The sequence below is a fragment of the Janibacter sp. Y6 genome, assembly GCF_040900765.1.
Classification (GTDB): Bacteria; Actinomycetota; Actinomycetes; order Actinomycetales; family Dermatophilaceae; genus Marihabitans; species Marihabitans melonis.
In genome coordinates this window covers 714,097-737,636 of sequence record NZ_JAKLYZ010000001.1, presented here as the reverse complement: position 1 = coordinate 737,636, position 23,540 = coordinate 714,097, and the positions used below count along the sequence as shown (strand labels likewise).

The following is a 23,540-nucleotide window of genomic DNA, read 5'->3' as shown; positions in this document are numbered from 1 at the left end:
TCAGCCGATCGAGCGCGGGGTCCAGACCCGCCCGTCGTCGGCCACCCGGGTCGTCGAGGCCCCGACGACGACGAGGCATCCCATGTCGACGGCGTCGACGTCGAGACCGCCGAGGGTCGTCACCGTCACCGACTCCTCCTCGCGACCCACGTGGCGGGCGACGACGACGACCCGGTCCGGGCCGACGGCGTCGACGAGCAGGTCGCGCGCGGCGCCGAGGGTGTCGGGGCGCGAGCGCGAGCGCGGGTTGTAGAGCGCGACGCTGATGTCGCGCGTGACGAGCGCGGTGAGCCGGTCGGCGAGGATCTCCCACGGCTTGAGGTTGTCGCTGAGGTTGACCAGGGCGTGGTCGCCGCCGAGCACCGCGCCGACGAGCGCGCTCGCGGCGTGCGCGGCGGTGACCCCGGGCACGACGTGCACCGGCACGTGCCCGAAGCCCTCGTCCTCGAGCAGCGCCGCCTCCCGCGCCTCGAAGAGCGCCGTCGCCATGCCGAAGACACCAGCGTCGCCGCCGGACACGAGCGCCACGTGCTCGCCGCGTCGGGCGAGGTCGAGGCACAGCCGCCCGCGGTCGACCTCGACGGAGTTGCCCGACGGGTGACGGGTCAGGCCCTCGCGCTGCGGCACCCGCGCGACGTAGGGCGCGTAGCCGACGACGTGGTCGACCTCGGCGAGCACCTGCGAGGCCTGCGGGGTGAGCCAGTGGTCCGGGCCGGGGCCGAGCCCGACGACGTGGACCGTGCCCGGCGACGAAGGGGTGTCCGCCACCTCGGGCGACCCGGCTGTCAGCCGGGCGAAGTCCGCGGCCCGACCGGCCGCGTCGTCGCGCAGCCCCTCGCCGGGCACGACGACGAGCGACATGTACGGCACCCGGCCCTCGTCGACCTCCGCCGCGGGCAGGACGACCTGGCCCGGGCCGGACGCGCGCTCGACGTAGACAGCGCGCTCGAGCACCCCCGCCTGGCGCAGCGCCTCGCGCACCCCGGCGAAGGTCCGCCCGAGCTTCATGATGATCGCCGCGTCGGTGTCCGCGAGCCGACGGGCGAGCTCGGGCACGGCGAGCGTGCCGGGCAGCACCGTGAGGGTGTCTTCGTGCCGGCACAGACCGGTCGCGACCGCGGCGGTGGCCGCCGACAGCGCGGTGATCCCGGGCACGACCTCGGTCGGGTAGCGCGGGCTGAGCCGGTCGTGGACGTACATGAAGGACCCGAAGAAGAGGGGGTCGCCGACGGCGAGGACGACGACCGAGCGCCCGGCGGCCAGGTGCGCCTCGAGGCGGTCGGCGCACTCGTCGTAGAAGTCCGAGAGCGCGCCGTAGTAGCCCCGCGGGTGATCGGTGAAGCCCGTCGTCACGGGGTAGCGCAGCTCTTCCTCGAGCACCCCCTCGGGGATGAGGTCGGCGGCGATGGAGCGCGCCATCGACTGCTTGCCGGTGCCCGCGTGGTACGCCACGACGTCGGCCTCGGCGATGACCCGGGCGGCCTTGAGAGTGACGAGCTCGGGGTCGCCGGGCCCGATCCCCACGCCGTAGAAGCGCCCCCGCGCCTCCTCGCTCATGCGAGCTCGTCCGGGTTGGCGAGCGCGTTGAGGGCCGCGGCCGCCATGGCCGAGCCGCCGCGACGCCCGTGGACGACGAGCCACGGCACCGGCCCGCCGGGCAGGCCGTGCTCGGCGAGCGCGACCTTCGACTCGGCGGAGCCGACGAAGCCCACGGGCATCCCGATGATCGCCGCCGGCCGGGGCGCGCCGTCGGCGAGCATCTCGAGCAGGTGGAAGAGCGCGGTCGGGGCGTTGCCGATCGCGACAACAGCGCCCTCGAGCCGGTCCTCCCACAACGAGACGGCGGCGGCGGCGCGGGTGGTCTCCCAGGCCGCGGCGAGCCCCGGCACGCGCTCGTCGCGCAGCGTGCACACGACGTCGTTGTCGGCGGGCAGCCGCCGGCGGGTGACGCCCGAGGCGAGCATGTTGCTGTCGGTGAGCACGGGCGCCCCGGCGACGAGCGCGGCGAGCGTCGCCGTCGCGACCTCGGGGTGCGCGGCGATGTCACGGGTGATCTCGACGTCGCCGGCGGCGTGGACGATGCGCACGGCCGCGCCGTGCAGGCTCGCCGGCAGCCCGGAGACGTCGGTCTCCTCGCGGATCATCGCGAAGGAGCGCCGGTAGATCTCCTGGCCGTCGGTCACGTAGTCGTGACGCCGGGTCGGTCGGCGAAGGGTGGTCACGTGGGCTCCTCAGGGGTGCGGCGCTGCGCGCGGACGACGTCGTCGGCGCAGGTCGGGTCGAGCGCGGTCGTGTGCGGACGAGCGGGGTGCCCGCACGCCCGGTCGCAGCCGATGACGTGGACGGGCGGGCCGAAGGGGTCGACGAGGGTCGCCGCCGCGTGAGCCAGCTCGCGGGTCGGCGTCGTCGTGCGGGCGCAGGCGGGGGCCCCGGCGCAGGCGGTGAGCACCGCCCACGGCGAGCCGGCGGAGACGACGAGGCCGGCGGCGGCGAGCTCACCGGCGCGCGCAGCGCCCCCCGGGACGAGGACCGAGCGCCACGGGGTGATCCGCAGGGGAGGTGTGAGGCCGCTCGCGGCCGAGGTCGCCGTCCCCGCGAGCGCGGCGGCCGTGTCGGGGGTGAGCAGGCCCAGCGGCACGAGCGCGACGAGGTCCTCGCCGAGCGGGCCGGCGGCCGGGGGCGGCGCGACGTCGACGGCGAAGGGGGAGCCCCCCGGCAGCAGGGTCGCCCGGTCCTCGGCGGGCAGGTCGCGGACGTTCCAGACCCGCTCGCGCCCGCGGACGGAGAGGAAGCGGCGCGCGACGTCGAGGACGGTCGTCGCGGCGTCCGCGCGGGGCACGACGAGGGCGCGACCGTCGACGAGCACGCGCGCGCTCGCCCCCTCGTCGACGACCGCGACGTCCCACGGCTCGCCGAGCACGGCGCCCCCGGGCACGGCGACGGCGAGCAGGAAGCGCCCGGGCAGGGCGGCGAGCGCGTCGTCGGCGAGCAGGGCCTCGTCGAGCGCACGGACGAGGTCGTCGAGGGCGAGCGCCGGGTCGGCGACGACGTTGCGTGCCTTGTCGTGCGCCGCCGATGGGACGAGCCCGAGCGCGCCGATCGCGGTGACGAGCTCGCGGGGGAGCGGGCTCGGCAGGCCGCGCAGCTGGAGGCTGCCGCGCGAGGTGAGCGTGACATCGGGATCACCGAATCTGCCTGCGAGAGAGGAGATCTCGACGAGATCGGCAGCGCTGGTGCGTCCGCCGGGCACCCGCAGCCGGACCATTGCGCCGTCCGCCGAGACGAAGGGCGAGAGCAGCCCCGGGCACCGGTCGGCGCCGTCGCGAGCGGGCGATCGGGTGGTCACGGCGGTGCAGCCTACGCGTCGCGCCGACCTCGCGCCGACGCCCCGGGGGCGGCCCGAGGGCCCTCGCCGACGCGCCTCGCGGGGTCCCCGGGCGACCCCGGTAGGGTGCGTCTCGGTCGATCTGCGCGGAACCCGGTGCGACTCCGGGACGGTCCCGCCACTGTGAGCGAATCCCCTTCGCGAGTCAGACACGCCTGGTCGGCCGGCCCGGACGACACGTCTGGGTCCCTCCCTTCGACTGCGGGGCGCGGAACCCTGCCAGAGGAGTCACCGACGTGACCACGCTCGCCCTGCTGTCCACCTCCGACACCGACCTGCTGAGCGCCCGAGAGGCCGCTCGCACGCACGGGATCGACGTGGTGCTGGCCAACCCCGCCCGTCCCGGCCACACCGACATGGGCGAGCTCATCGCCTCCGCGGACGTCGTCGTCGCCCGCATCCTCGGCACCCCGGACGACCTGTGCAGCGGCTTCCGCCGGCTCGCCGAGCAGGGAGCGCGGCTCGTCGTCGTCGGCGGCACCCAGGAGCCGGACGCGGCCCTCATGGAGATGTCGACCGTGCCGGCCGGCGTCGTCGCCGAGGCCCACCGCTACCTCGCCGAGGGCGGCCCCGACAACGTCGCGCAGCTGCACGCCTTCCTCGGCGACACCCTGCTCCTCACCGGCGAGGGCTTCGAGGCCCCGAAGGCGCTGCCCCGGTGGGGCGTCCTCGAGCGCCCGGAGCCTGAGCCGCTGCCCGACGGCGCGGTGCGACCGCGGGTCGGGGTGCTCATCTACCGGGCCCAGTACGCGGCGGGCAACACCGCCTACGCGCACGCGCTCGCCGACGCGATCGACGCCGCCGGCGGGCACGGCGTCGTCGTGCACTCCGCGTCGCTGCGCGACGCCCCCGACGGCCTGCTCGAGCACCTCGGCACCCTCGACGCGCTCGTGACGACCGTGCTCGCCGCAGGCGGCACGAAGCCGGCGACCGCCTCCGCCGGCGAGGACGACGAGGCGTGGGACGTCGAGCGTCTCGCCGCGCTCGACATCCCGATCCTCCAGGGCCTGTGCCTCACGTGGAGCCGGGCCGACTGGCAGGCCTCTGGGGACGGCATGAGCCCGCTCGACGTCGCGACCCAGGTCGCCGTCCCCGAGTTCGACGGACGGCTCATCACGGTCGCCTTCTCCTTCAAGGAGATCGACGACGAGGGCCTGCCGCACTACGTCGCCGACCCCGAGCGGGCCGCCCGCGTCGCCGGTATCGCGGTCAACCACGCCCGGCTGCGCTCGACCCCCGTCGCCGAGCGCAAGATCGCCGTCGTGCTGTCCGCCTACCCGACGAAGCACTCGCGCCTGGGCAACGCCGTCGGCCTCGACACCCCGGTGTCGACGATCCGCCTGCTGCGTCTCATGCGCGAGGCCGGGTACGACCTCGGCGAGGGCTTCGTCGGCATGGACCCGCTGCCCGAGGTCGAGGGCGAGGCCCCCGACACGACGTGCGGCAACGCGCTCATCCACGAGCTCATCGCCGCCGGCGGCCAGGACGAGGAGTGGCTCACCCAGGAGCAGGTCGAGGGCGCCCAGGTACGCATCCCGGCCGAGCGCTATTGCGGTTGGTTCGACACGCTCCCCGCCGACCTGCGCGAGGCGATGACCGAGCACTGGGGCGACGCGCCCGGCGAGGTCTTCGTCGACACGACCCGCGACGCGACGGGGGAGATCGTCACCGCCGCCATCGTCCGGGGCAACGTCGCGCTCCTCGTGCAGCCGCCGCGCGGCTTCGGCGAGAACCCCATCGCGATCTACCACGACCCCGACCTGCCGCCGACGCACCACTACCTCGCGACCTACCGCTGGGTCGAGGAGGAGTTCGGCGCCCACGCCGTCGTCCACGTCGGCAAGCACGGCAACCTCGAGTGGCTCTCGGGCAAGAACCTCGCGATGTCCGCGTCGTGCGGCACCGACGCCGCGCTCGGCAGCCTGCCGCTCGTCTACCCCTTCCTCGTCAACGACCCCGGCGAGGGCACCCAGGCCAAGCGCCGGGCGCACGCGACGATCGTCGACCACCTCGTGCCGCCGATGGCGCGCGCCGAGTCCTACGGCGACATCGCCCGCCTCGAGCAGCTCCTCGACGAGTACGGCAACGTCTCGGTCATGGACCCGGCGAAGGCGCCGGCCCTGCGCGGCGAGATCTGGCAGCTCATCCACGCGGCGCAGATGCACGTCGACCTCGGGCTCGAGGACGTCGACCTCGACGACGCCGACGGCTTCGACGAGCTCGTCATGCACGTCGACGGCTGGCTGTGCGAGATCAAGGACGTCCAGATCCGCGACGGCCTCCACGTCCTCGGCCAGGCGCCCCAGGGCGACGAGCTCGTCAACCTCGTCCTCGCGGTCCTGCGCGCCGCCCAGGTCTTCTCCGGCCAGGTCGGATCGGTCCCCGGCCTTCGGGCCGCGCTCGGTCTCTCCGAGGACGCGGGCACCGTCGAGACCGACGCGGTCGAAGGGCGAGCCCGTCGCCTCGTCGAGGGCCTGGCGGCCGCCGACTGGCGGCCCGACGCCGCGCGTGACGTCGTCGCGCGGACCGAGCCCGACCTCGACGAGGACGCCGCGTCCGGGGTCGTCGCCGGCCTCGAGTTCGCCGCGACCCAGGTCGTGCCGCGCCTCGCCGGCACCGAGCGCGAGCTCGCCATGGTCCTGCACGCCCTCGACGGCGGCTACGTCCCCGCCGGGCCGAGCGGGTCCCCCCTTCGGGGGCTGATCAATGTGCTCCCGACCGGGCGCAACTTCTACTCGGTCGACCCCAAGGCCATCCCCTCGCGCCTGGCCTACCAGACCGGCACCGCGATGGCCGACTCGCTCCTCGCGCGCTACCTCGAGGACACCGGCGAGCTGCCGCGCAGCGTGGGCCTGTCGATGTGGGGCACCTCCGCGATGCGCACCTCCGGTGACGACATCGGCGAGGTCCTCGCCCTGCTCGGCGTCACGCCGGTGTGGGACGAGCAGTCGCGCCGGGTCACCGGGCTCGCCCCCATCCCGCTCGAGGAGCTCGGCCGACCGCGCGTCGACGTCACCGTGCGCATCTCCGGATTCTTCCGCGACGCCTTCCCGCACGTCATCGCGCTCATCGACGACGCCGTCGCACTCGTCGCCGGGCTCGACGAGCGCGAGGAGGACAACCACGTGCGGGCCCACGCCGCCGCCGACCTCGCCGACCACGGCGACGAGCGGCGCGCGCGCACCCGCATCTTCGGCTCGCAGCCCGGGTCGTACGGCGCGGGGATCCTCCAGGTCGTCGAGTCGGGCACGTGGCGCAGCGACGACGACCTCGCGCAGGTCTACACGGCGTGGGGCGGCTACGCGTACGGCCGCGACCTCGACGGCGCGCCGGCCGCGGAGGACATGGAGCGCACCTACCGGCGCATCCAGGTCGCGGCGAAGAACGTCGACAACCGCGAGTCCGACATCCTCGACAGCGACGACTACTTCCAGTACCACGGCGGCATGGTCGCGACCGTCCGTGCGCTCACCGGCGCCGAGCCGAAGGCCTACGTCGGCGACTCCACCTCGCCGGACGCCGTGCGCACCCGCACGCTGCAGGAGGAGACCAACCGCGTCTTCCGCTCCCGCGTCGTCAACCCGCGGTGGATCTCGGCGATGCAGCGCCACGGGTACAAGGGCGCCTTCGAGCTCGCGGCGACGGTCGACTACCTCTTCGGCTTCGACGCCACCGCCGGGGTCGTGCACGACTGGATGTACGACCGGATCGCCAAGGACTACGTCCTCGACGAGACGACGCAGGACTTCATGCGCCGGGCCAACCCGTGGGCGCTGCGCGGCATCGTCGAGAAGCTCACCGAGGCCGTCGAGCGCGGTCTGTGGCAGGAGCCCGACCCCGAGGTCATCACCCAGATGCAGCAGGTCTACCTCGACGTCGAGGGCGACCTCGAGGACGACGCGGACGACGTCGTGGGCGTCGGCGGCGCGGTGGACGCCCGGGCGTGACCGAGGGCGAAGGGGTGTCCGAGCGCGACGCGGTGACGGGTCGCGAAGGGGGGACCGGGCGCTACGCCCGACCGGTCCCGACGATCGGCGACACCAGCAGCGCGGCGCAGCGGCGCGAGGACCCCGCCGGCTGGGCGATGGGCGAGGACGTCACCGAGGCGCTCGCCGCGGTCGTCGCCGGGCGCCGCGACATCCGTCGCTTCCGACCCGACCTGGTGCCCGAGGAGCTGCTCACCGCGGTCCTTGAGGCCGGCCACCGGGCGCCGAGCGTCGGGCACTCGCAGCCCTGGCGCTTCGTCGTCGTCACCGACCCCGCCACCCGGGACCGGGCCGCGGCGATGGCCGACCGGTGCCGGGCGCAGCAGGCCGCCCACCTGTCCTCGGAGCGGGCGGCGCGCATGCTCGACCTCAAGCTCGAGGGCCTGCGCGAGGCGCCGGTCGGCGTCGTCGTCGCGTGTGACCGGCGCGTCCCGGCCGGGGGAGTCCTCGGCCGGGCGACCTACCCCGACGCCGACCTGTGGTCGTGCGCGACCGCGGTGGAGAACATGTGGCTCACCGCCCGCGCGCACGGGCTCGGGATGGGCTGGGTGACCCTCTTCGAGCCCGACGAGCTCGCCGACCTGCTCGGTCTGCCCGAGGGCGTCGTCACCCTCGGCTGGCTGTGCCTCGGCTGGCCCGACGAGCGTCCCCCGTCGCCGGGGCTGGAGCGCGCGGCGTGGTCGCGTCGGACGCCGCTCGAGGAGGTGGTGGTGCGCGAGCGCTGGCCCGCCGACGAGGGCGAGCCCACCCGACCCGTCTCTCACCTGCGCGGCCCGCAGCCCGAGCGTCTCGTCGGCGCGACCGACGCCGCCGACGAGCTGCTCTCGCCGCCGGAGTCGCTCGGCGTGCTCGACCGCGCCCTGAGCCGGGTGCTCGCGGTCGGGGCGGGCGACGTCGTCGGCGGCACTCTCGTGCTCGCCGGGGCCGACCACCCGGTGACCTCGCTCGGCGTGAGCGCCTACCCGTCCGAGACGACGCACGACGTCCTCTCGGCGACGGTGGCCGGCAGCTCGCTCGGCGCCGCGACCGCTGCGGGTGCCGGGCTCGCCGTGGTCGCCGTCGACGCCGGGGTCGCCGCGCCGGTGCGCGGCGCCCACGACGCCCGCCCGGCCGGGGTGCGCGGTGACCTCGCGACGGCCGACGCGATGAGCGACACCGACGTCGCGGACCTGCTCGCCGCCGGCCGTGAGATCGGGCGGTCCGCGGGCTCGAGGGGTCTGGTGTGCCTCGGCGAGGTCGGCGTCGGCAACACGACGGTGGCCGCCGCCCTCGCCTGCGCCCTGCTCGACCTCGAGCCGCAGGACGCCGTCGGCCTGGGCTCCGGCTCGGACGCCGCGATGGTCGCGCGCAAGCGCGAGGTCGTCGCGTCCGCTCTCGCCCGCACCGCAGGGGAGCGCGACCCCCTTCGCCTCCTCGCCGCCCTCGGCGGACCGGAGATCGCGCTGCTCACCGGGGTCACCCTCGGTGCGGCCGCGGCAGGCGCGCCCGTCGTGCTCGACGGCCTCGCCGGGTCGCTGCCGGGGCTGGTCGCGTCACGCCTCGAGCCGGCGGCGCAGGCCTACCTGCTCGCGGGGCACGTGAGCCGCGAGCGCGCCCACGCGCTCGTCCTGCGCGAGCTCGGTCTCGAGCCGTTGCTCGCGCTGCGGCTGCGCTCGGGCGAAGGGGTCGGCGCCTGCCTCGCCGCGTCGCTCGTCCTCCAGGGACTCGCCGTGCGCCGCGTCGCCGCCCGCACCCGCTGACCCTGCACCGACTCGCTGGTCGAGGTGCGACGAGCGCAGCGAGGAGCCTCGAGACCTACGACCGAGCCGGCGTCAGCGCGTAGACGTCCATCACCCAGCCGTGCTGCTCGCGCAGCCGGGCCCGCAGCTCGACCACCTCGTCGATCACCTCGTCGAGACGCCCGGAGCGCAGCTCCTGCTGGGGCATGCCGACGTAGGCGCCCCAGTGGATCGTCGTCGCCGGCGCGGTCGCGAGGAGCTCGCGGCAGCGCAGGTGCCCGTCGAGCATGACGACGACGGTGCCGAGGTCGAGCCCGGCCTCGCCCGCGCGGGTCCAGTCGTCGACGAGCCGACGCCCCGTCGTGATGTGCACGGGCTCGCCGACCCGGTGCAGGACGACGCCGTGCGCGGCGGCCAGCGCCTGGAAGGCCGAGATCCCCGGGATGACCCGCACCGTCGTCGCGAGCCGCTCGCCGATCGCGTCGACCACCCGGATCGTGCTGTCGTAGAAGGCCGGGTCGCCCCACACGAGGAAGCCGACGACCGCCTCGGGCGGCAGCCCCTCGACGACCCGGACGTACGCCTCGGTGCGCGCGGCGTGCCAGTCGGCCACCCCCTTCGCGTACTGCGCGCCGTCGCGGGCGGCGTCGGGACCGCGCTGCGGGTCGGGCACCGCGACGACCTCGTAGGGGTGGTCAGCGGGCACGAAGCGCTCGCAGATCGAGCGGCGGAGCGCGACGAGCTCGTCCTTGGTCTCGCCCTTGTCGGCGACGAGGAAGACGTCGACCTCGGCGAGCGCGGCGGCCGCCTCGGCGGTGACGTGCTCGGGCGAGCCGGCCCCGATGCCGATGACGTGGATGCGGCGGGTGCTCATCGGATCTCCTGGGCGAGGGCGAGGACGGCGTCGACGTCGACGTGGGTCTCGATCGCGTCGGCGAGCACGTCGATCATCTGCTCGCGTCGGGCGGCGAAGGGGGAGGCCCCCGCCTGCGGGGCCCACCGGGACCCCGTCGTCGCGGCGACCTCGCGCAGCAGCTCGCGGCGGAAGCCGTCGCACTCGAGGGTGCCGTGCCAGATCGTGCCGATGACCGGCCCGACGGCGTGACCGCCGGGGAAGTCCTCGCCGCCCTCGGGGGTGACGACGCCGTGGTGGATCTCGTAGCCCTCGACGTCGTGACCGCGCCAGCGGCCGGTGGGGCGGGCGAGCACCTTGTCCTCGAAGAAGACGACGCGACCGGGCAGCAGACCCAGGCCTGCCACGGACCCGGTCGGGGCACCCCCTTCGCCCGCCGTCCCGTCGCCCTCGACCCCGTCGTCGACGATCTCGTCGAGGAGCATCTGGTAGCCGCCGCAGATGCCGAGCACCGGGGCGCCGCGAGCGGCTCGGTCGCGCACGACGTCGGCCAGACCGGTGCGGCGCAGCCAGGCGAGGTCGGAGGTCGTGGCTCGCGAGCCCGGCAGGACGAGCAGGTCGGCCTCGCGGGCGAGGTCGGCGTCGACCGTGACGCGCACGTCGACGCCGGGCTCCGCGGCGAGGGAGTCGACGTCGGTGCCGTTGGAGGTGCGCGGCAGGCGCACGACCGCGACCGACAGGCGGGCGTCGTCGGGCACGCCGTCGTCGGCATCGCCCCACGCGCCCATCGACAGCGAGTCCTCGGAGTCGAGCCACACGTCGTGCAGCCACGGGAGCACCCCGAGCGAGGGCATGCCGGTCCGGCGGGTGATCTCCTCGAGGCCGGGCTGCAGGACGGAGGCGTCGCCGCGGAACTTGTTGATGAGGTAGGCGGCGAGCAGGGGCCGGTCGTCGTCGGAGACGAGCGCCCACGTGCCGTAGAGGGCGGCGAGGACGCCGCCGCGGTCGATGTCGCCGACGAGGACCGTCGGCAGCCCGAAGCGCTGGGCCAGGCCGAGGTTGACGTAGTCGCCGGCGCGCAGGTTGATCTCGGCGGGCGAGCCCGCGCCCTCGCACACGACGACGTCGTAGGTCTGCGCGAGCTCCTCGAAGGCGGCGAAGGCCGCCTGTGCGAGATGGGCCCGACCGGTCGCGTACTCGCCGGCGCGCAGCTCGCCCGCGGGGCGGCCCCGGACGACGACGTGGGCGCGGCGGTCGCTGCCCGGCTTGAGCAGCACGGGGTTCATCGCGGAGGTGGCCTCGACCCCGGCCGCCTGGGCCTGAAGGTGCTGGGCCCGTCCGATCTCCGAGCCGTCGCGGCACACCATCGAGTGGTTCGACATGTTCTGCGCCTTGTAGGGCGCGACCGACAGGCCCCGGCGCGCGAGCACGCGGCACAGCCCCGTCACGACGAGCGACTTGCCCGCGTCCGACGAGGTCCCGGTGACCAGCAGCCCGCTCACGAGGCGCCACCCTACGGTCCGCGGCTAGCGTGACCCGCGTGAGCCCGACGCACGTGCACCTCGTCCGCCACGGGGAGTCGACGTGGAACCGCGACGGGCGGGTCCAGGGGGCCTACTGCGGCACCGACCAGGCCGAGCTCACCGCGACCGGTCGGGCCGACGCCGCGCGAGCCGGGCTCACCCTCGGCTCCCGGATCGGGGTGCCGCGCGGGGAGCGCTCGCTGTGGCTGTGGTCGAGCGACCTGCGCCGCGCGCTCGAGACCGCGCAGGTCCTCGCCGTCGCCCTCCGCCCCTCCGGCTGGACGGCCTCGGTGCGCCACGAGCCGGGGCTGCGCGAGCAGTCGCTCGGCGACCTCGAGGGACGCGAGGCGCGCACGCTGCGCGCCGAGCCGGTGCCCGAGGGAGAGCACGTCAGCGAGGTGCGCTGGGGCGGGGGCGAGTCGATGCACGACGTCTTCGAGCGGGTGGGGGCCTGGTTGGCGCCGGCGCTGCTCGAGCAGCCCGAGCACCTCGTCGTCGTCAGCCACGAGCACACGATCCGCGCGGCCCTGGCGTGGCTGCGCTCGACGTCGCACCGCGACGTCGACTGGGACGAGCCCGTCCCGCCGGGTTCGGTGACGACGCACGAGGTCAGGTGATCGGTCCAGAACGATGACCAAGGGTGCGGGCCGCTCCGGGGCGCCCCACCAGCCACAGGTTTCTCGGGTCACCCGATAAACCCTCGGTGAGCATGAGTTCGAGACTCGTGCCGAGCCGGGGGAAGTCTTGCTCAGCGGGCGAAGGGGGACCGCCACGGGTCCGTGAGGCGCGGGTCAGTCCTCGAGCGCCTTGACAAGCGACATCGCGAGCGAGACGCGGGCGCGGTCGCCCGCCTGCGCGGCCCACATCGCGGTGACGCACTCGCGCACGACGGTGTGGTCGCGGGCCTGCTCCCACGCGATCCCGGAGCGCTCGCAGAGCACCTCGGCGCGGCGCCGGACGAGGTAGCGAAGGGAGGACCCCGTGCCCATCTCGTCGGTGCGGTTGCCCAGCATCGGCGCGATCTCGAAGGCCGGGTGCCCGGCCATCGGCTTGGTGTCGATCGCCACCCAGTCGGTGCCGTCGGACAGCACGTTCTCGAAGTGGAGGTCCGTGTGCACGAGGGTCGCGTCGCAGGCGGGGTCCTGCGCGATCTGCGTCATGAGCGAGCGGGCCCGGGCGACGAGCCGCCGGGGGAGCACGTCGCCGGACGCGGCGAGCGCCTCGGACTGGTGCGCGAGCCACGTCGACAGCCGCGGGGCCTGCGGGTAGGGCGCGACGTGCAGCCTGCCGTAGAGCTCGGCGACGACCTCGCAGGCCTGCTCGTCCCACATCTGGGTGAGGTCCTCGTCGCGCAGCCGCTCGAGGAGCAGCGCGCCGCGCGAGGGGTCGGCTCGCAGCAACCGGACGGCGCCGTCGCCGTCCCAGCGGCGCAGCGCGAGGTGCTCGGTCGCCGCCTCGGCGTGGGGCCACACGAGCTTGAGCGCGGCGCCGCGCGGGAGGTCCGCGCCCGCGACGGGCACGACGAGCGCCGTCCGTCCGTGACGCGCGGGGCCGTCGGGCGCGAGGCCCCAGTCCTCGAGCACCGCGGTGAGGAGGGCAGGCAGGGCGTCCACCCAGTCGGCGCCGCTCGGGCCGCCGTCGGGCTCGAGCCCGCGCACACCCTCGACGAGGGCCGGGGGCAGCTCCACCCGGCTCAGGACCCGAAGCCCGGCAGCTCGTCGACCGTGACCCCCCAGGGCCGACCGAGGCGGTAGACCCGGGCGGCCCACGTGACGACCTCGTGCGCGGCGTCCCGGTCCTGCGCGAGATCGGGCAGGAGGGCGACGAGTCGGCCGGCCATCCGGTCGAGGACCGTCGCCGCGAGCTCGCGGCGAGCCTGCGGGGTGCGCGTGCTCGCCTCGAGGTCGTAGCCGAGCGGGGCGCGGCTGCCGTCGTCCTCGCCGGCGCTCACCTGGCGGGCGAGGAGGTCCTCGAGGTCGTCGACGAGGTCGGTGATCCGGGTCTGCTCCGTGCCGGAAGCCTTCGCCGCGGCGACGGTGAGCACCCACGTCGCGGCCCGGGTGTCGGCGGCGGCCGAGACGGCCGCGTCGGTGCTCGACCACGCCGCCGCGCCGTCGCGGCCCCACAGCCGCGCGGGACCGCGCAGGACGCGGCCGACGGCCATGCTGCCGACCTGCTGGACGAGCCCGGGCGGGCACTCGCGCAGGGCGCTCTCGTAGACGGCGACGTCCTCGCCCTCGCCCCACGTCGGGACGCGCGCCTCGGCGTCGTCGAGCTTGCGCGCCGGCACCTCGAGCTCGACGAGCGAGGCGCGCAGCACCTGCGCCCGCGCGGGGGCCGCGCCCTGCGGCACGCTGTCGTCGGCGCTCTCGTGAGACAACGAGCTGAGCAGGGCGAGCAGGGGGACCTCGCCGGGCACCGGGGTGCGCCGGGGCAGGAGCGGGAGGTCGGGGGCGTCGTCCTCGAGCCGGACACCGCAGCCGCCGAGCGAGACCGCCGCGACCGTCCCGAGCAGGAGGGCTCGGCGGGAGGGCGAAGGGGTCACGGGCACCGGGCCATGCTGCCACGGCCGGTGGGTCGCTCCCGGACCGCCAGCGCGCCGTCGCGGCGTGCGCGGCGCCCTGCTCCCGGGCTAGAGTGACCAGCCAGCCCGGCCCCTCAACTTCACACGGAAGGCCCACCCATGAGCCTTGAGCACGATCTGCGCGAGCTGGTCGCGCCCGCCCTGGGGGCGGACGTCGTCGTCGACGACGTCACCGTGACGCCGGCCGGGCGCCGTCGCGTCGTCCGGGTCACCGTCGACCGCGCCCTCGACGGGCTCGGCGGGACAGACCCGGTGGAGCCGCTCTCTCTCGACGAGGTGGCCGACGCCACCCGCGCCGTGAGCGACGTCCTCGACGCCGGCGACGCGCTCGGGTCGCAGCCCTACACCCTCGAGGTGAGCACACCCGGGGTGAGCCGCCCGCTGACGACCCCCGAGCACCTGCGCCGCAACCTCGGCCGGCTCGTCGAGGTCGAGCGCACCGACGGGGGACCGGTCACCGGCCGCGTCCTCGAGGTGACGCCGAGCACCCTTCGCCTGCAGATCCCCGCCGAGCGCAAGACGCCGGCGAGCGAGGTCGAGATCCCCCTCCCAGACATCACCCGCGGACGGGTCCAGGTCGAGTTCAGCCGTCCGGACGCGGACGAGACCGGGTCGCCCAGCGACCAGCCCGAGCAGCCCGACGAGAGCAGGTAGGACACCCATGGACATCGACATCCACGCCCTGAGGGCGGTCGAGCGCGAGCGCGACATCCCCTTCGACGTGCTCGTCGAGGCGATCGAGGCCGCGCTCCTCGGCGCCTACCACCACACCCCGGGCGCCTACAAGCACGCCCGGGTCGAGCTCGACCGCAAGCACGGCCACGTCGTCGTGTGGGCGCGCGAGGAGACCGTCGTCGAGGAGCCCGCCCCCGAGGGCGAGGTCGGCGAGGACGGCGAGCCCGTCCGGCCGCGGCTGCGCCGCGAGGTCGGTCCCGAGTTCGAGCACACCCCCTCCGACTTCGGCCGGGTGGCCGCCGCGACCGCCCGCCAGGTCATCGTCCAGCGCATGCGCGACGTCGAGGACGAGGCGGTCCTCGGCGACTTCCGCGGCCGCGAGGGCGACATCGTCGCCGGCGTCATCCAGCAGAGCCCCAACCCGCGCCACGTCACCGTCGACTTCGGCACCGTCGAGGGCATCCTCCCCCTCGCCGAGCAGGTGCCGGGGGAGCGCTACGTCCACGGCGAGCGGATCCGCACCTACGTCGTCTCCGTGCGTCGTGGCATGCGCGGCCCGGAGATCGGCCTGTCGCGCACCCACCCCAACCTCGTGCGCAAGCTCTTCGCCCTCGAGGTCCCCGAGATCGCCGACGGCAGCGTCGAGATCGCGGCCCTGGCCCGCGAGGCCGGCCACCGCACGAAGATCGCCGTGCGCTCCAAGGTGCCCGGTCTCAACGCGAAGGGGGCGTGCATCGGCCCGATGGGTCAGCGCGTCCGGGCGGTCATGGACCACCTCCAGGGCGAGAAGATCGACATCGTCGACTACTCCGAGCGTCCCCAGGACTTCATCGCCGCCGCGCTGTCGCCGGCGAAGGTCCAGTCCGTCGAGGTCGTCGACCCCACGCTGCGCTCGGCGCGCGTCATCGTGCCCGACTACCAGCTGAGCCTGGCGATCGGCAAGGAGGGGCAGAACGCCCGCCTCGCCGCCAAGCTCACCGGCTGGCGCATCGACATCCGTCCCGACACCGCCCCCTCCGGGGCGCCCGAGGCGGGGCGTGCCTGACGCCGCGGGCGGACGCGCTAGACTTGAGGAGACCGACCGGACTGGACTCCGGGCTCCGGCTGCCCCTTCGGGTCCCTTGCGGACCTGCATCGGGTGCCGCGGCACGGATAGCCGGTCGATCTTGCTGCGAGTTGTCGCGGAGACGCACCCGGACGGTCTGACCGTCCTCGTGCCGGACCCGCGCCGCCGGGCGCCGGGACGTGGGGCATGGCTCCACCCCGACCTCCGGTGCTTCGACCTCGCCGTACGTCGCCGGGCCTTCGCCCGGGCGCTGCGCTGCAGCCCCGGGGGGATCGACGACCTGCGGTCCTGGGTCGCAGACCACGCGCAGCGATGAACCGTCCGAACAGACACCGAGAGCGGGTTTGACGCTGATGAGCACCCGATGAGTACTCAGCGATGAGCATCCCCCTGCACTGACGACGGTCCGCGCCTTCTTCTAATCGACGCGGACCAGGAGAAGGAGAAACGTGGCTAAGGTCCGTGTCCACGAGCTCGCCAAGGAGCTCGGCGTGTCCAGCAAAGACCTGCTGGCGCATCTGAAGGAGATGGGCGAGTTCGTGAAGTCCGCGAGCTCGACCATCGAGGCCCCGGTCGTGCGCCGGGTCCAGGAGAACCCCCCGGCCGCCCCGGCCGGCAAGAAGTCCGCCGCCAAGGAGTCCGCCCCCGCCGCGAAGCCCGCGTCCGGTGCTGCCCCCTCGCCCGGCCCCCGTCCGGGTCCGAAGGCCCCGGCGGCCCCTGCCCCCGCAGCTCCCGCCCCGGCGGCCCCCAAGCCCGCCGAGGCCCCCGCTGCCCCGAAGCCCGCCGAGTCGGCACCCGCCGCTCCGGCCCCTGCCCCGAGCCCGGCCCCCGCGCCGAGCCCGACGCCCCAGGCCGCGCCCGCGGACAAGCCGAGCGCCACGCCCGGCCCGCGCCCGGCCCCCAGCCAGCCCGAGGCCCCGGCCCGTCCCGCCGCCGGCGGTCCGACGCCGGGTCCGCGCCCCAGCCGTCCTGAGGCGCCTGCCGCCCGTGACCGTGGCGGTCGCCCCGGCGCCGCTCCGCGCTCGGGCAGCACCCGTGGTGGCGGTGCGCCGCGCCCCGGCAACAACCCCTTCGCCTCCTCGCAGGGCATGGGGACCCGTCGTGACGGCGGTGGCGGCTCCGGCGGCCCCCGTCCCGGCAACAACCCCTTCGCCCCCGCCCAGGGCATGCCCCGTCCGGGCCAGCGTCCTCCTCGCCCCGGTGGTGCGGCGGGTGCCGGCGCCGGTGCGGCCGGCCCGCGTCCGGGCGGCCCCCGTCCGGGTGCCCCGACGCCCGGCATGATGCCGGCGAGCAGCTCGGTCGCGCGTCCCGGTGAGCGCCCCCGCGGCGGTTCCGGTGCCCGTGGTGGCGCCGCCGGTCGTGGCCCGGGTGGTCCCGGTCGTCCCGGCGGCGGTGGCCCCGGTGGCTACCGCGGTGGTCCCGGCGGTCGTGGCGGCACCCAGGGTGCTTTCGGTCGCGGTGGCGGTCGCAACAAGCAGCGCAAGAGCCGTCGTGCGAAGCGCCAGGAGTTCGAGCAGATGCAGGCGCCGTCGATCGGCGGCGTCATCGTCCCCCGGGGCGACGGCACGACGGTCGTCCGCGTGCGTCAGGGGGCGTCCCTGACCGACTTCGCCGACAAGATCAACGCCAACCCGGCGTCGCTCGTCACGGTGCTCTTCAACCTCGGCGAGATGGCCACGGCCACGCAGTCGCTGGACCAGGAGACCTTCGAGCTGGTCGGCGCAGAGCTCGGCTACGACATCCAGATCGTCTCGCCGGAGGAGGAGGAGCGCGAGCTCTTCGACTCCTTCAACATCGACCTGGAGACGGGCATCGCCGACGAGGAGGACGAGAACCTCTCGCCGCGTCCGCCGGTCGTCACCGTCATGGGTCACGTCGACCACGGCAAGACGCGTCTCCTGGACGCGATCCGCAACGCGGACGTCCAGGGCGGCGAGGCCGGTGGCATCACGCAGCACATCGGTGCCTACCAGATCCACCGCGAGCACGAGGGCGTCGACCGTGCGCTGACCTTCATCGACACCCCGGGTCACGAGGCCTTCACGGCCATGCGTGCCCGTGGTGCGAAGGTCACCGACATCGCGATCCTCGTCGTGGCCGCCGACGACGGCGTCATGCCGCAGACCATCGAGGCGCTCAACCACGCCCAGGCCGCGGACGTGCCGATCGTCGTCGCCGTCAACAAGATCGACGTCGAGGGCGCCGACCCGATGAAGGTGCGCGGTCAGCTGACCGAGTACAACCTCATCGCCGAGGAGTACGGCGGCGACACGATGTTCGTCGACGTCTCCGCCCGTCAGGGGCAGAACATCGACAGCCTCCTCGAGGCCGTCCTGCTCACCGCCGACGCGGCGCTCGACATGCGGGCCAACTCCGACCGTGACGCCCGCGGTGTCGCGATCGAGGCCAACCTCGACAAGGGCCGCGGCGCCACCGCCACCGTCCTCGTCCAGGCCGGCACCCTGCACGTCGGTGACGCGATCGTCGCCGGCAGCGCCTACGGCCGCGTCCGTGCGCTGCTCGACGAGCACGGCAACACCCTCGACGAGGCGGGCCCGTCCCGTCCGGTCCAGGTGCTCGGCCTGTCGAGCGTCCCCCGCGCCGGCGACACCTTCGTCGTCGCGCCGGACGACCGCACCGCGCGCCAGATCGCCGAGAAGCGCGAGGCCGCGGACCGTCAGGCCTCGCTGGCCAAGGCGCGCAAGCGGATCAGCCTCGAGGACCTCGACAAGGTCATCGCCGCCGGCAAGATCGACACGCTCAACCTCATCCTCAAGGGCGACGTGTCCGGCTCGGTCGAGGCGCTCGAGGACGCGCTGCTGCAGATCGACGTCGGCGACGACGTGGACCTGCGGATCATCGACCGCGGCGTCGGCGCGATCACGCTGAACAACATCAACCTCGCGATGGCGTCCGACGCGATCATCATCGGCTTCAACGTGCGGGCCGAGGGTCAGAACGCCGAGGTCGCCGAGCGCGAGGGCGTCGAGATCCGGTACTACTCGGTCATCTACAACGCGATCGAGGAGATCGAGCAGGCTCTGAAGGGCATGCTCAAGCCGGAGTACGAGGAGGTCGAGCTCGGCACCGCCGAGATCCGCGAGATCTTCCGCTCGAGCAAGTTCGGCAACATCGCCGGCTCCATCGTGCGCAGCGGCGAGATCAAGCGCGGCACGAAGGCGCGCATCACGCGCCAGGGTGTCGTCGTGGCGGAGAACGTCGAGATCGCCGGTCTGCGGCGCTTCAAGGACGACGTCACCGAGGTCCGCGAGGGCTTCGAGTGCGGCATCAACCTCGGGTCGTACAACGACCTGCAGATCGATGACCTCATCGCCACCTACGAGATGCGCGAGAAGCCGCGCGCCTGACGCGCCCGGCTCACCACGACGAAGGGGTGACCCTCCCACGCGGGAGGGTCACCCCTTCGTCGTGCCCGGGCCGGCTCAGCCGTCGAGAACCCGCTCGCCGAGGGCCTCGCCCGGGTGCACGCCCGGCAGGACCGCGACGAGCGTCGAGCCGGTGGTGACCGTCCAGATGTTCAGCAGGTCGGCCTCGGCGAGGCGGCGCTGGACGGGCACGTACTGGCGGTGGGCGTCGGCGCAGTAGGCCGCGAAGAGCAGGCCGTGGGCCGAGCGCGCGGTCTGCGCACGGGTGAGCGTGCCGACGTCGTCGGCACCGGGCACCTCGAAGGAGTACGGCCGGCGCAGGAAGCGCTCCCACGGCTCGCGGGGCATCGCGCGGGCCATGTGCGACGACGGGTCGATGACGGTGAGGCCGTCGGCGTCCGTCGCGGGCAGGTCCGGGGGAGTGCGCTCCCCGCCACCGGTGAGCGGGGCGCCGTCGGCGAGGCGGCGGCCGATCGCCGCCTCCTTCGCCACCGGGTCGAGCTGCTCCCAGGTGTCGAGGTTCATCGCGACCCGGCGCAGGACGAGCGTGCTCGCGTGCTCCCACGCCCCGCTGCTCGCGTCGCGCCACAGCAGGTCGTCGTCGAGCCCGTCGACGGCCGGCTGCACGGTGCCGTCGACCTGGCCGAAGGCATTGCGCTGCGTGGCCCACGACGGCTCGGGCGACGGGCCGCGGTGCCCGGCCTGGGTCCACCGCGGGGTCGTCGTCGAGCCGGCCGCCCGCACGAGAGCCCGCTGGACGCGGGCCGTGGCCTCGAGCGAGCTCGACCCGATCTGGAGCACCACGTCGCCCCCGCTCCAGCGGTCCTGCAGCGCGTCGGTCGCGAAGGAGGGGAGCTCGCGCAGCCACGGCGGCGCGAGGTCGAGCCGCCCGAGCCGGGCGAAGGCGCTGCGCCCGAGACCCACGGTCACGCTGAGGTGAGCGGGGTCGAGGGTCAGCTCCGGGGTGTGGTCGGCCAGCGGCGGCACGCCCTGCGTGATCCGGGCGAGGTCCTGCGTCCACATCCGCAGCACGCGGCGCAGGTCGGCGAGGTCGCTGCCGCGGGCGAGGTCGAGCGCGACCCACCGGGTGTGGGTCTGCGGGGGCGTCGTCACCCCGGCCTGCCGGTCGCCGTAGAAGGCGACGGTCCGCGATCCGGGTGACGTCTGCTCGGCCGCGGCTGCGACCGGCCCCGCCGGGCCGGCGGCCGTGAGCACGGCCGCCGAGCCGGCGAGAGCGGCGCCGACGCCGGACCCGAGCAGGGTCCGACGACGCAGCCCGTGGCCCCCGGAGGAGCCGGGGGTCATCGGCTCGAGCTCGACGTCGCCGGGGTCTCGCCGTGCCCGTCGTGCGACATGCCGGGCATGTCGGGCGCGTACTCCTCCTCGGCGCCGGAGAACTCCCGGCCGGCGAAGGTGAGGTCGACCTCCTGGCCGTCCGCCGTCGTCACGGTGACGACGTAGTCCTCACCGGCGACGACGTCGCTCGAGAGGTCCATGAGCATGAGGTGGGCGCCCCCGGGGGTGAGCTCGAGCTCACCCCCGGCGGGGACGGTGTCCCCGTCCTTCGCCTCCTCCATGACCATGGCGCCGTTCTCGTCCTTGCTCATGACGTGGGCCTCGACCATCCCGGCGAGGTCGGAGCGACCGCCGGTGATGACGACGTCCTCGTCACCGGTGTTCGTCAGCGTGCCGAAGGCGGCCGTCATGTCCTGCGAGGCGTCGACGGCCTTGACCCAGCCATCGGTGACGGTGAGGGACGGGGTGGACGTCGAGGCGGCCGAGGAGGACGAGGCCGTCGTGGTCGAGGTCGTCTCGCCGGACCCGCAGGCGGCGAGGGTGGTGACGGCGGCGAGGCCGACGAGCGCGCGCAGGGCGCGGCAGTGGGTGGTGCGCATGGGTGTCTTCTCCTGTGAGCGATGGGGCCCGCGGCATGCGGGCAAGGCCGGGTGCACGGGGTGCGTCCGGTGGTGCGCCGGGAGGCGCGAAGGGGGATCAGCTCACAGGGAGAGGTGGGGCCCGGCTCGGGTGCCACCGGGTCAGGCTGCGCGCTCGCAGCGCGACGACCGCGACGAGCACCGCCGGTGCTCCTGGCACCGACCAGCGGGGGAGCGCCGGCGGGCGCAGCCGGCGCACGACGGCGAAGAGGGCCCGCTCGCCGCGCGACCAGAGGGCAGCGAGGGCGAGCGTGACGACGAGGTGCAGCCCGAGCATGGTCAGCCCGCCGCCGTCGGGCGAGCCGGCAGGCATCGGCCCAAGGTGGACGACCTCGTGGCCGCCGTGCGACGACGCGTGCGAGGAGGTGGTGCCCCCCAGGGCGCCGAGCAGATGGATCGCCCCCTGGCCCGCGCCGAGCACCACGGTCGCGACGGCCGGGGAGACCTGCCGTGCGCTGAGCCGCGCCACCGGCACGGTGAGCACGAGGAGCAGGACGAGCAGCGCGACCGGGTGGGGTGTGGTCCCGCCGGCGTGCCAGTGGGCGAGGAGCCCGGCACCCACGGCGCTCGTCGTGAGGGCCAGGCTGCGCACGGTCCTCACGACGGGGAGCCGTCCGGTGGTCATGGCCCCCAGGCTAGGTGGTCCGGCTGCGGGGGGGACGCGCCGCCCACGCCCCTTCGCCGATCCGGGCCAGGTGGGCCCACCTAGACTCCGGGCAGCACGACCGACCGTGTCCGTCAACACCTCTCAGGGGATCCTCGTGACCACGCCTCCTCCTCCGCCCGGCAGCGGCGGCAACCAGCCCTACGACCCGACCGGCTCGTCGCCGTACCCCTCGGGCTCGGGCTCGACGCCCGGCTCCGGCTCCACCCCCGGCTCCGGCTCCACCCCCGGCTCCGGCTCCACCCCCGGCTCCGGCTCCACCCCCGGCTCCGGCTCCACCCCCGGCTCTGGCTCCACGCCGCCCCCGTCCGGCCCCTCCGGCTCGTCCTACCCGAGCGCCCCGGGCGCCTCCTACGGCAGCTCCGGTCCCGGCGCCCCGCAGGCGAGCCCGTATGGGAACGCACCGAACCAGTACGGCGCGCCGAGCGGCGGTCGGTCGCAGGCTGAGACGCTGTCGTTGACGTCGATGATTCTCGGCATCGCCTCCTTCATCTTCTGCTGGTGCTGCCTCGGGCTCGTCCTGGGTCTGGGAGCAGTCATCACTGGCGGGCTCGGCCTCAGCAAGCTCAAGACCCAGCCGAGCACCGGGAACAGCAAGACCTTCGCGATCGTCGGCATCGTGCTGGGAGCGCTCGCGACAATCCTGTCGCTTGTGGGCATCGTGTGGTCCCTCAGCAATGGGGGTTTCAACGCGACGTGGGATATGAACTCCTAGATGGGACGTGAGCAGGGGTGACACGACCCTGAGCCACCTGAGCGGGGCGTAGGCGCGCATGCGTCCACGCCCCGCTCTTGGTACACATGGCGCGGAACGGCAACCAGGGAAAGGCGATGGAATGTCAGCAGGTTACGGCGACCACGAGCTCGGCCGTTTCGGACAGGAGCTGGTGCCCGGTCGGCATGGGGGAGGTGACATCCTCGGGACGATCGGCGATATCTCGTACGACTCGACGACGGTCTACGTGCCAGGTCGGTCATTCCCGATGGCCGGCTCTGTATGGACCGTGCGGGACAACTCGCGGACGGAGCAGTACATGCCTTCCTGGGCGATCATCTGCGCGATCCTGCTCTTCTTCGTCTGCTTTCTCGGACTCCTCTTCCTCGCTGTGAAGGAAACTCGGGTCACCGGGTACGTCGAGGTTGAGGTGCGCCAAGGCAACCACTACCACGTGACCCAAGTCCCCGCGGCGGGTCCGCAGACACTGGCGTGGGCGAACAACACCGTCAATCACGCCCGCAGCGTCGCAGCCTGGGCTACCGGCTCGTGAGCGGGTGACACCGTCGCCACCGCCCGGGCCGGGAGAGCCCGGCGGGGTCCCGGGCGACGGGCGACCGGCGCGCCCGGACGTGCCGTACCCGGAGGTGCCTCCCCGTGCGGCCCACCCACCGGTCCCGCACGGGGCGCAGCACGTGCCCGGCACCCCCTACGCCCAGACCGGCGGCGCGCAGAGCCCGGGCACCCCTGCCCCGCAGATCCTCGGCATCGTCTCGATCGTCTTCGGCATCGTCGGCATCCCCGCGTCCTGCTGCTGCTGGTTCATCGGCTGGATCTTCCCCGTCGCGGCGCTCGTCGCCGCCGTCGTCGGCCTCACCCAGGCACGCGGGGCCGAGGACTCGCGCCACCGCCCGCTCCTCATCGCGGGGGCCGTGCTCGGCGGCACCGGGCTGCTCCTCGTCGCGGCCGCCTTCGTCGCCGGCCTGCTCGGCACGATCCCGGGCCTGTACGACGTCCCGGGCGACTACTGACCGGTGCCCGCGCGGGACGC

The 23,540-nt window shown here is 74.7% G+C and carries 20 protein-coding genes and 1 riboswitch; of the genes, 10 read left to right on the top strand and 10 right to left on the bottom strand.

What is annotated here, in order from left to right:
• Genes L6241_RS03390 through L6241_RS03380 form a run of 3 tightly spaced genes read right to left on the bottom strand, consistent with a single transcriptional unit; the run spans nt 1 to nt 3,346 of the window.
• Nucleotides 1-1,557: a precorrin-2 C(20)-methyltransferase gene (locus L6241_RS03390; RefSeq protein WP_368244830.1), complete on the bottom strand. Its 1,557-nt coding sequence runs from the start codon at nt 1,555-1,557 to the stop codon at nt 1-3.
• Nucleotides 1,554-2,222, bottom strand: coding sequence for a precorrin-8X methylmutase (locus L6241_RS03385; RefSeq protein WP_368244829.1), 669 nt, complete (start codon nt 2,220-2,222; stop codon nt 1,554-1,556). Before L6241_RS03385 ends, L6241_RS03390 begins: the two co-directional genes overlap by 4 nt.
• Nucleotides 2,219-3,346 carry a cobalamin biosynthesis protein CobG gene (locus L6241_RS03380; protein WP_368244828.1) on the bottom strand — a complete coding sequence of 376 codons (1,128 nt, stop codon included), beginning with the start codon at nt 3,344-3,346 and terminating at the stop codon, nt 2,219-2,221. Before L6241_RS03380 ends, L6241_RS03385 begins: the two co-directional genes overlap by 4 nt.
• A gap of 86 nt (nt 3,347-3,432) precedes the next feature.
• A riboswitch (cobalamin riboswitch) is annotated at nt 3,433-3,559 on the top strand.
• Between the two features lie 62 nt (nt 3,560-3,621).
• On the opposite strand from L6241_RS03380, the gene cobN reads away from it, so the two are divergent.
• On the top strand, nt 3,622-7,332 hold the full coding sequence (cobN, locus tag L6241_RS03375; protein WP_368244827.1) for a cobaltochelatase subunit CobN: 3,711 nt from the start codon (nt 3,622-3,624) through the stop codon (nt 7,330-7,332).
• Entirely contained in the window at nt 7,329-9,110 is a 1,782-nt protein-coding gene (bluB, locus tag L6241_RS03370; protein ID WP_368244826.1) for a 5,6-dimethylbenzimidazole synthase, read from the top strand. The genes cobN and bluB overlap by 4 nt, the downstream gene beginning before the upstream one ends.
• A gap of 55 nt (nt 9,111-9,165) precedes the next feature.
• Here bluB and cobF read toward each other — a convergent pair whose 3' ends face one another.
• Together cobF and L6241_RS03360 are read right to left on the bottom strand one after the other, a co-directional pair.
• The gene (gene cobF, locus L6241_RS03365) at nt 9,166-9,963 is read right to left on the bottom strand and encodes a precorrin-6A synthase (deacetylating) (protein WP_368244825.1); all 798 of its coding nucleotides are present in this window, start codon (nt 9,961-9,963) and stop codon (nt 9,166-9,168) included.
• Nucleotides 9,960-11,444: a cobyric acid synthase gene (locus tag L6241_RS03360; protein ID WP_368244824.1), complete on the bottom strand. Its 1,485-nt coding sequence runs from the start codon at nt 11,442-11,444 to the stop codon at nt 9,960-9,962. The genes cobF and L6241_RS03360 overlap by 4 nt, the downstream gene beginning before the upstream one ends.
• Before the next feature lie 38 nt (nt 11,445-11,482).
• On the opposite strand from L6241_RS03360, the gene L6241_RS03355 reads away from it, so the two are divergent.
• Complete coding sequence (locus tag L6241_RS03355) at nt 11,483-12,082, top strand: histidine phosphatase family protein (protein WP_368244823.1); 600 nt, start codon at nt 11,483-11,485, stop codon at nt 12,080-12,082.
• Nucleotides 12,083-12,256: 174 nt separating this feature from the next.
• On the opposite strand, the gene L6241_RS03350 is transcribed toward L6241_RS03355, so the two are convergent.
• On the bottom strand, nt 12,257-13,153 hold the full coding sequence (locus L6241_RS03350) for an aminoglycoside phosphotransferase family protein (RefSeq protein WP_368244822.1): 897 nt from the start codon (nt 13,151-13,153) through the stop codon (nt 12,257-12,259).
• 5 nt (nt 13,154-13,158) lie between these two features.
• Nucleotides 13,159-14,016, bottom strand: a complete 858-nt coding sequence (locus tag L6241_RS03345; RefSeq protein ID WP_368244820.1) for a hypothetical protein — start codon at nt 14,014-14,016, stop codon at nt 13,159-13,161.
• A 132-nt stretch (nt 14,017-14,148) separates the two neighbouring features.
• Here L6241_RS03345 and rimP point away from each other — a divergent pair, with 132 nt between their 5' ends.
• The 4 genes from rimP to infB all read left to right on the top strand — a co-directional run bounded on the left by rimP (nt 14,149) and on the right by infB (nt 19,158).
• Complete coding sequence (gene rimP / locus L6241_RS03340; RefSeq protein ID WP_251720909.1) at nt 14,149-14,703, top strand: ribosome maturation factor RimP; 555 nt, start codon at nt 14,149-14,151, stop codon at nt 14,701-14,703.
• 7 nt (nt 14,704-14,710) lie between these two features.
• The gene (nusA, locus tag L6241_RS03335; RefSeq protein WP_123092806.1) at nt 14,711-15,769 is read left to right on the top strand and encodes a transcription termination factor NusA; all 1,059 of its coding nucleotides are present in this window, start codon (nt 14,711-14,713) and stop codon (nt 15,767-15,769) included.
• Entirely contained in the window at nt 15,762-16,106 is a 345-nt protein-coding gene (locus L6241_RS03330; protein ID WP_083968753.1) for a YlxR family protein, read from the top strand. Before nusA ends, L6241_RS03330 begins: the two co-directional genes overlap by 8 nt.
• 133 nt (nt 16,107-16,239) lie before the next feature.
• Entirely contained in the window at nt 16,240-19,158 is a 2,919-nt protein-coding gene (gene infB, locus L6241_RS03325; protein ID WP_368244819.1) for a translation initiation factor IF-2, read from the top strand.
• A 75-nt stretch (nt 19,159-19,233) separates the two neighbouring features.
• On the opposite strand, the gene L6241_RS03320 is transcribed toward infB, so the two are convergent.
• The 3 genes from L6241_RS03320 to L6241_RS03310 form a co-directional block, all read right to left on the bottom strand.
• On the bottom strand, nt 19,234-20,481 hold the full coding sequence (locus tag L6241_RS03320) for a Dyp-type peroxidase (RefSeq protein WP_368244818.1): 1,248 nt from the start codon (nt 20,479-20,481) through the stop codon (nt 19,234-19,236).
• Complete coding sequence (locus tag L6241_RS03315; RefSeq protein ID WP_368244817.1) at nt 20,478-21,071, bottom strand: copper chaperone PCu(A)C; 594 nt, start codon at nt 21,069-21,071, stop codon at nt 20,478-20,480. Before L6241_RS03315 ends, L6241_RS03320 begins: the two co-directional genes overlap by 4 nt.
• 97 nt (nt 21,072-21,168) lie before the next feature.
• Nucleotides 21,169-21,735: a hypothetical protein gene (locus L6241_RS03310; RefSeq protein WP_251720905.1), complete on the bottom strand. Its 567-nt coding sequence runs from the start codon at nt 21,733-21,735 to the stop codon at nt 21,169-21,171.
• A gap of 106 nt (nt 21,736-21,841) precedes the next feature.
• On the opposite strand from L6241_RS03310, the gene L6241_RS03305 reads away from it, so the two are divergent.
• From L6241_RS03305 to L6241_RS03295, 3 genes are all read left to right on the top strand, one after another.
• Entirely contained in the window at nt 21,842-22,489 is a 648-nt protein-coding gene (locus L6241_RS03305) for a hypothetical protein (protein WP_368244815.1), read from the top strand.
• 121 nt (nt 22,490-22,610) lie between these two features.
• The gene (locus tag L6241_RS03300; protein WP_251719734.1) at nt 22,611-23,042 is read left to right on the top strand and encodes a hypothetical protein; all 432 of its coding nucleotides are present in this window, start codon (nt 22,611-22,613) and stop codon (nt 23,040-23,042) included.
• A gap of 142 nt (nt 23,043-23,184) precedes the next feature.
• Nucleotides 23,185-23,520: a hypothetical protein gene (locus L6241_RS03295; protein WP_368244813.1), complete on the top strand. Its 336-nt coding sequence runs from the start codon at nt 23,185-23,187 to the stop codon at nt 23,518-23,520.
• The last annotated feature ends 20 nt before the right edge of the window (nt 23,521-23,540 follow it).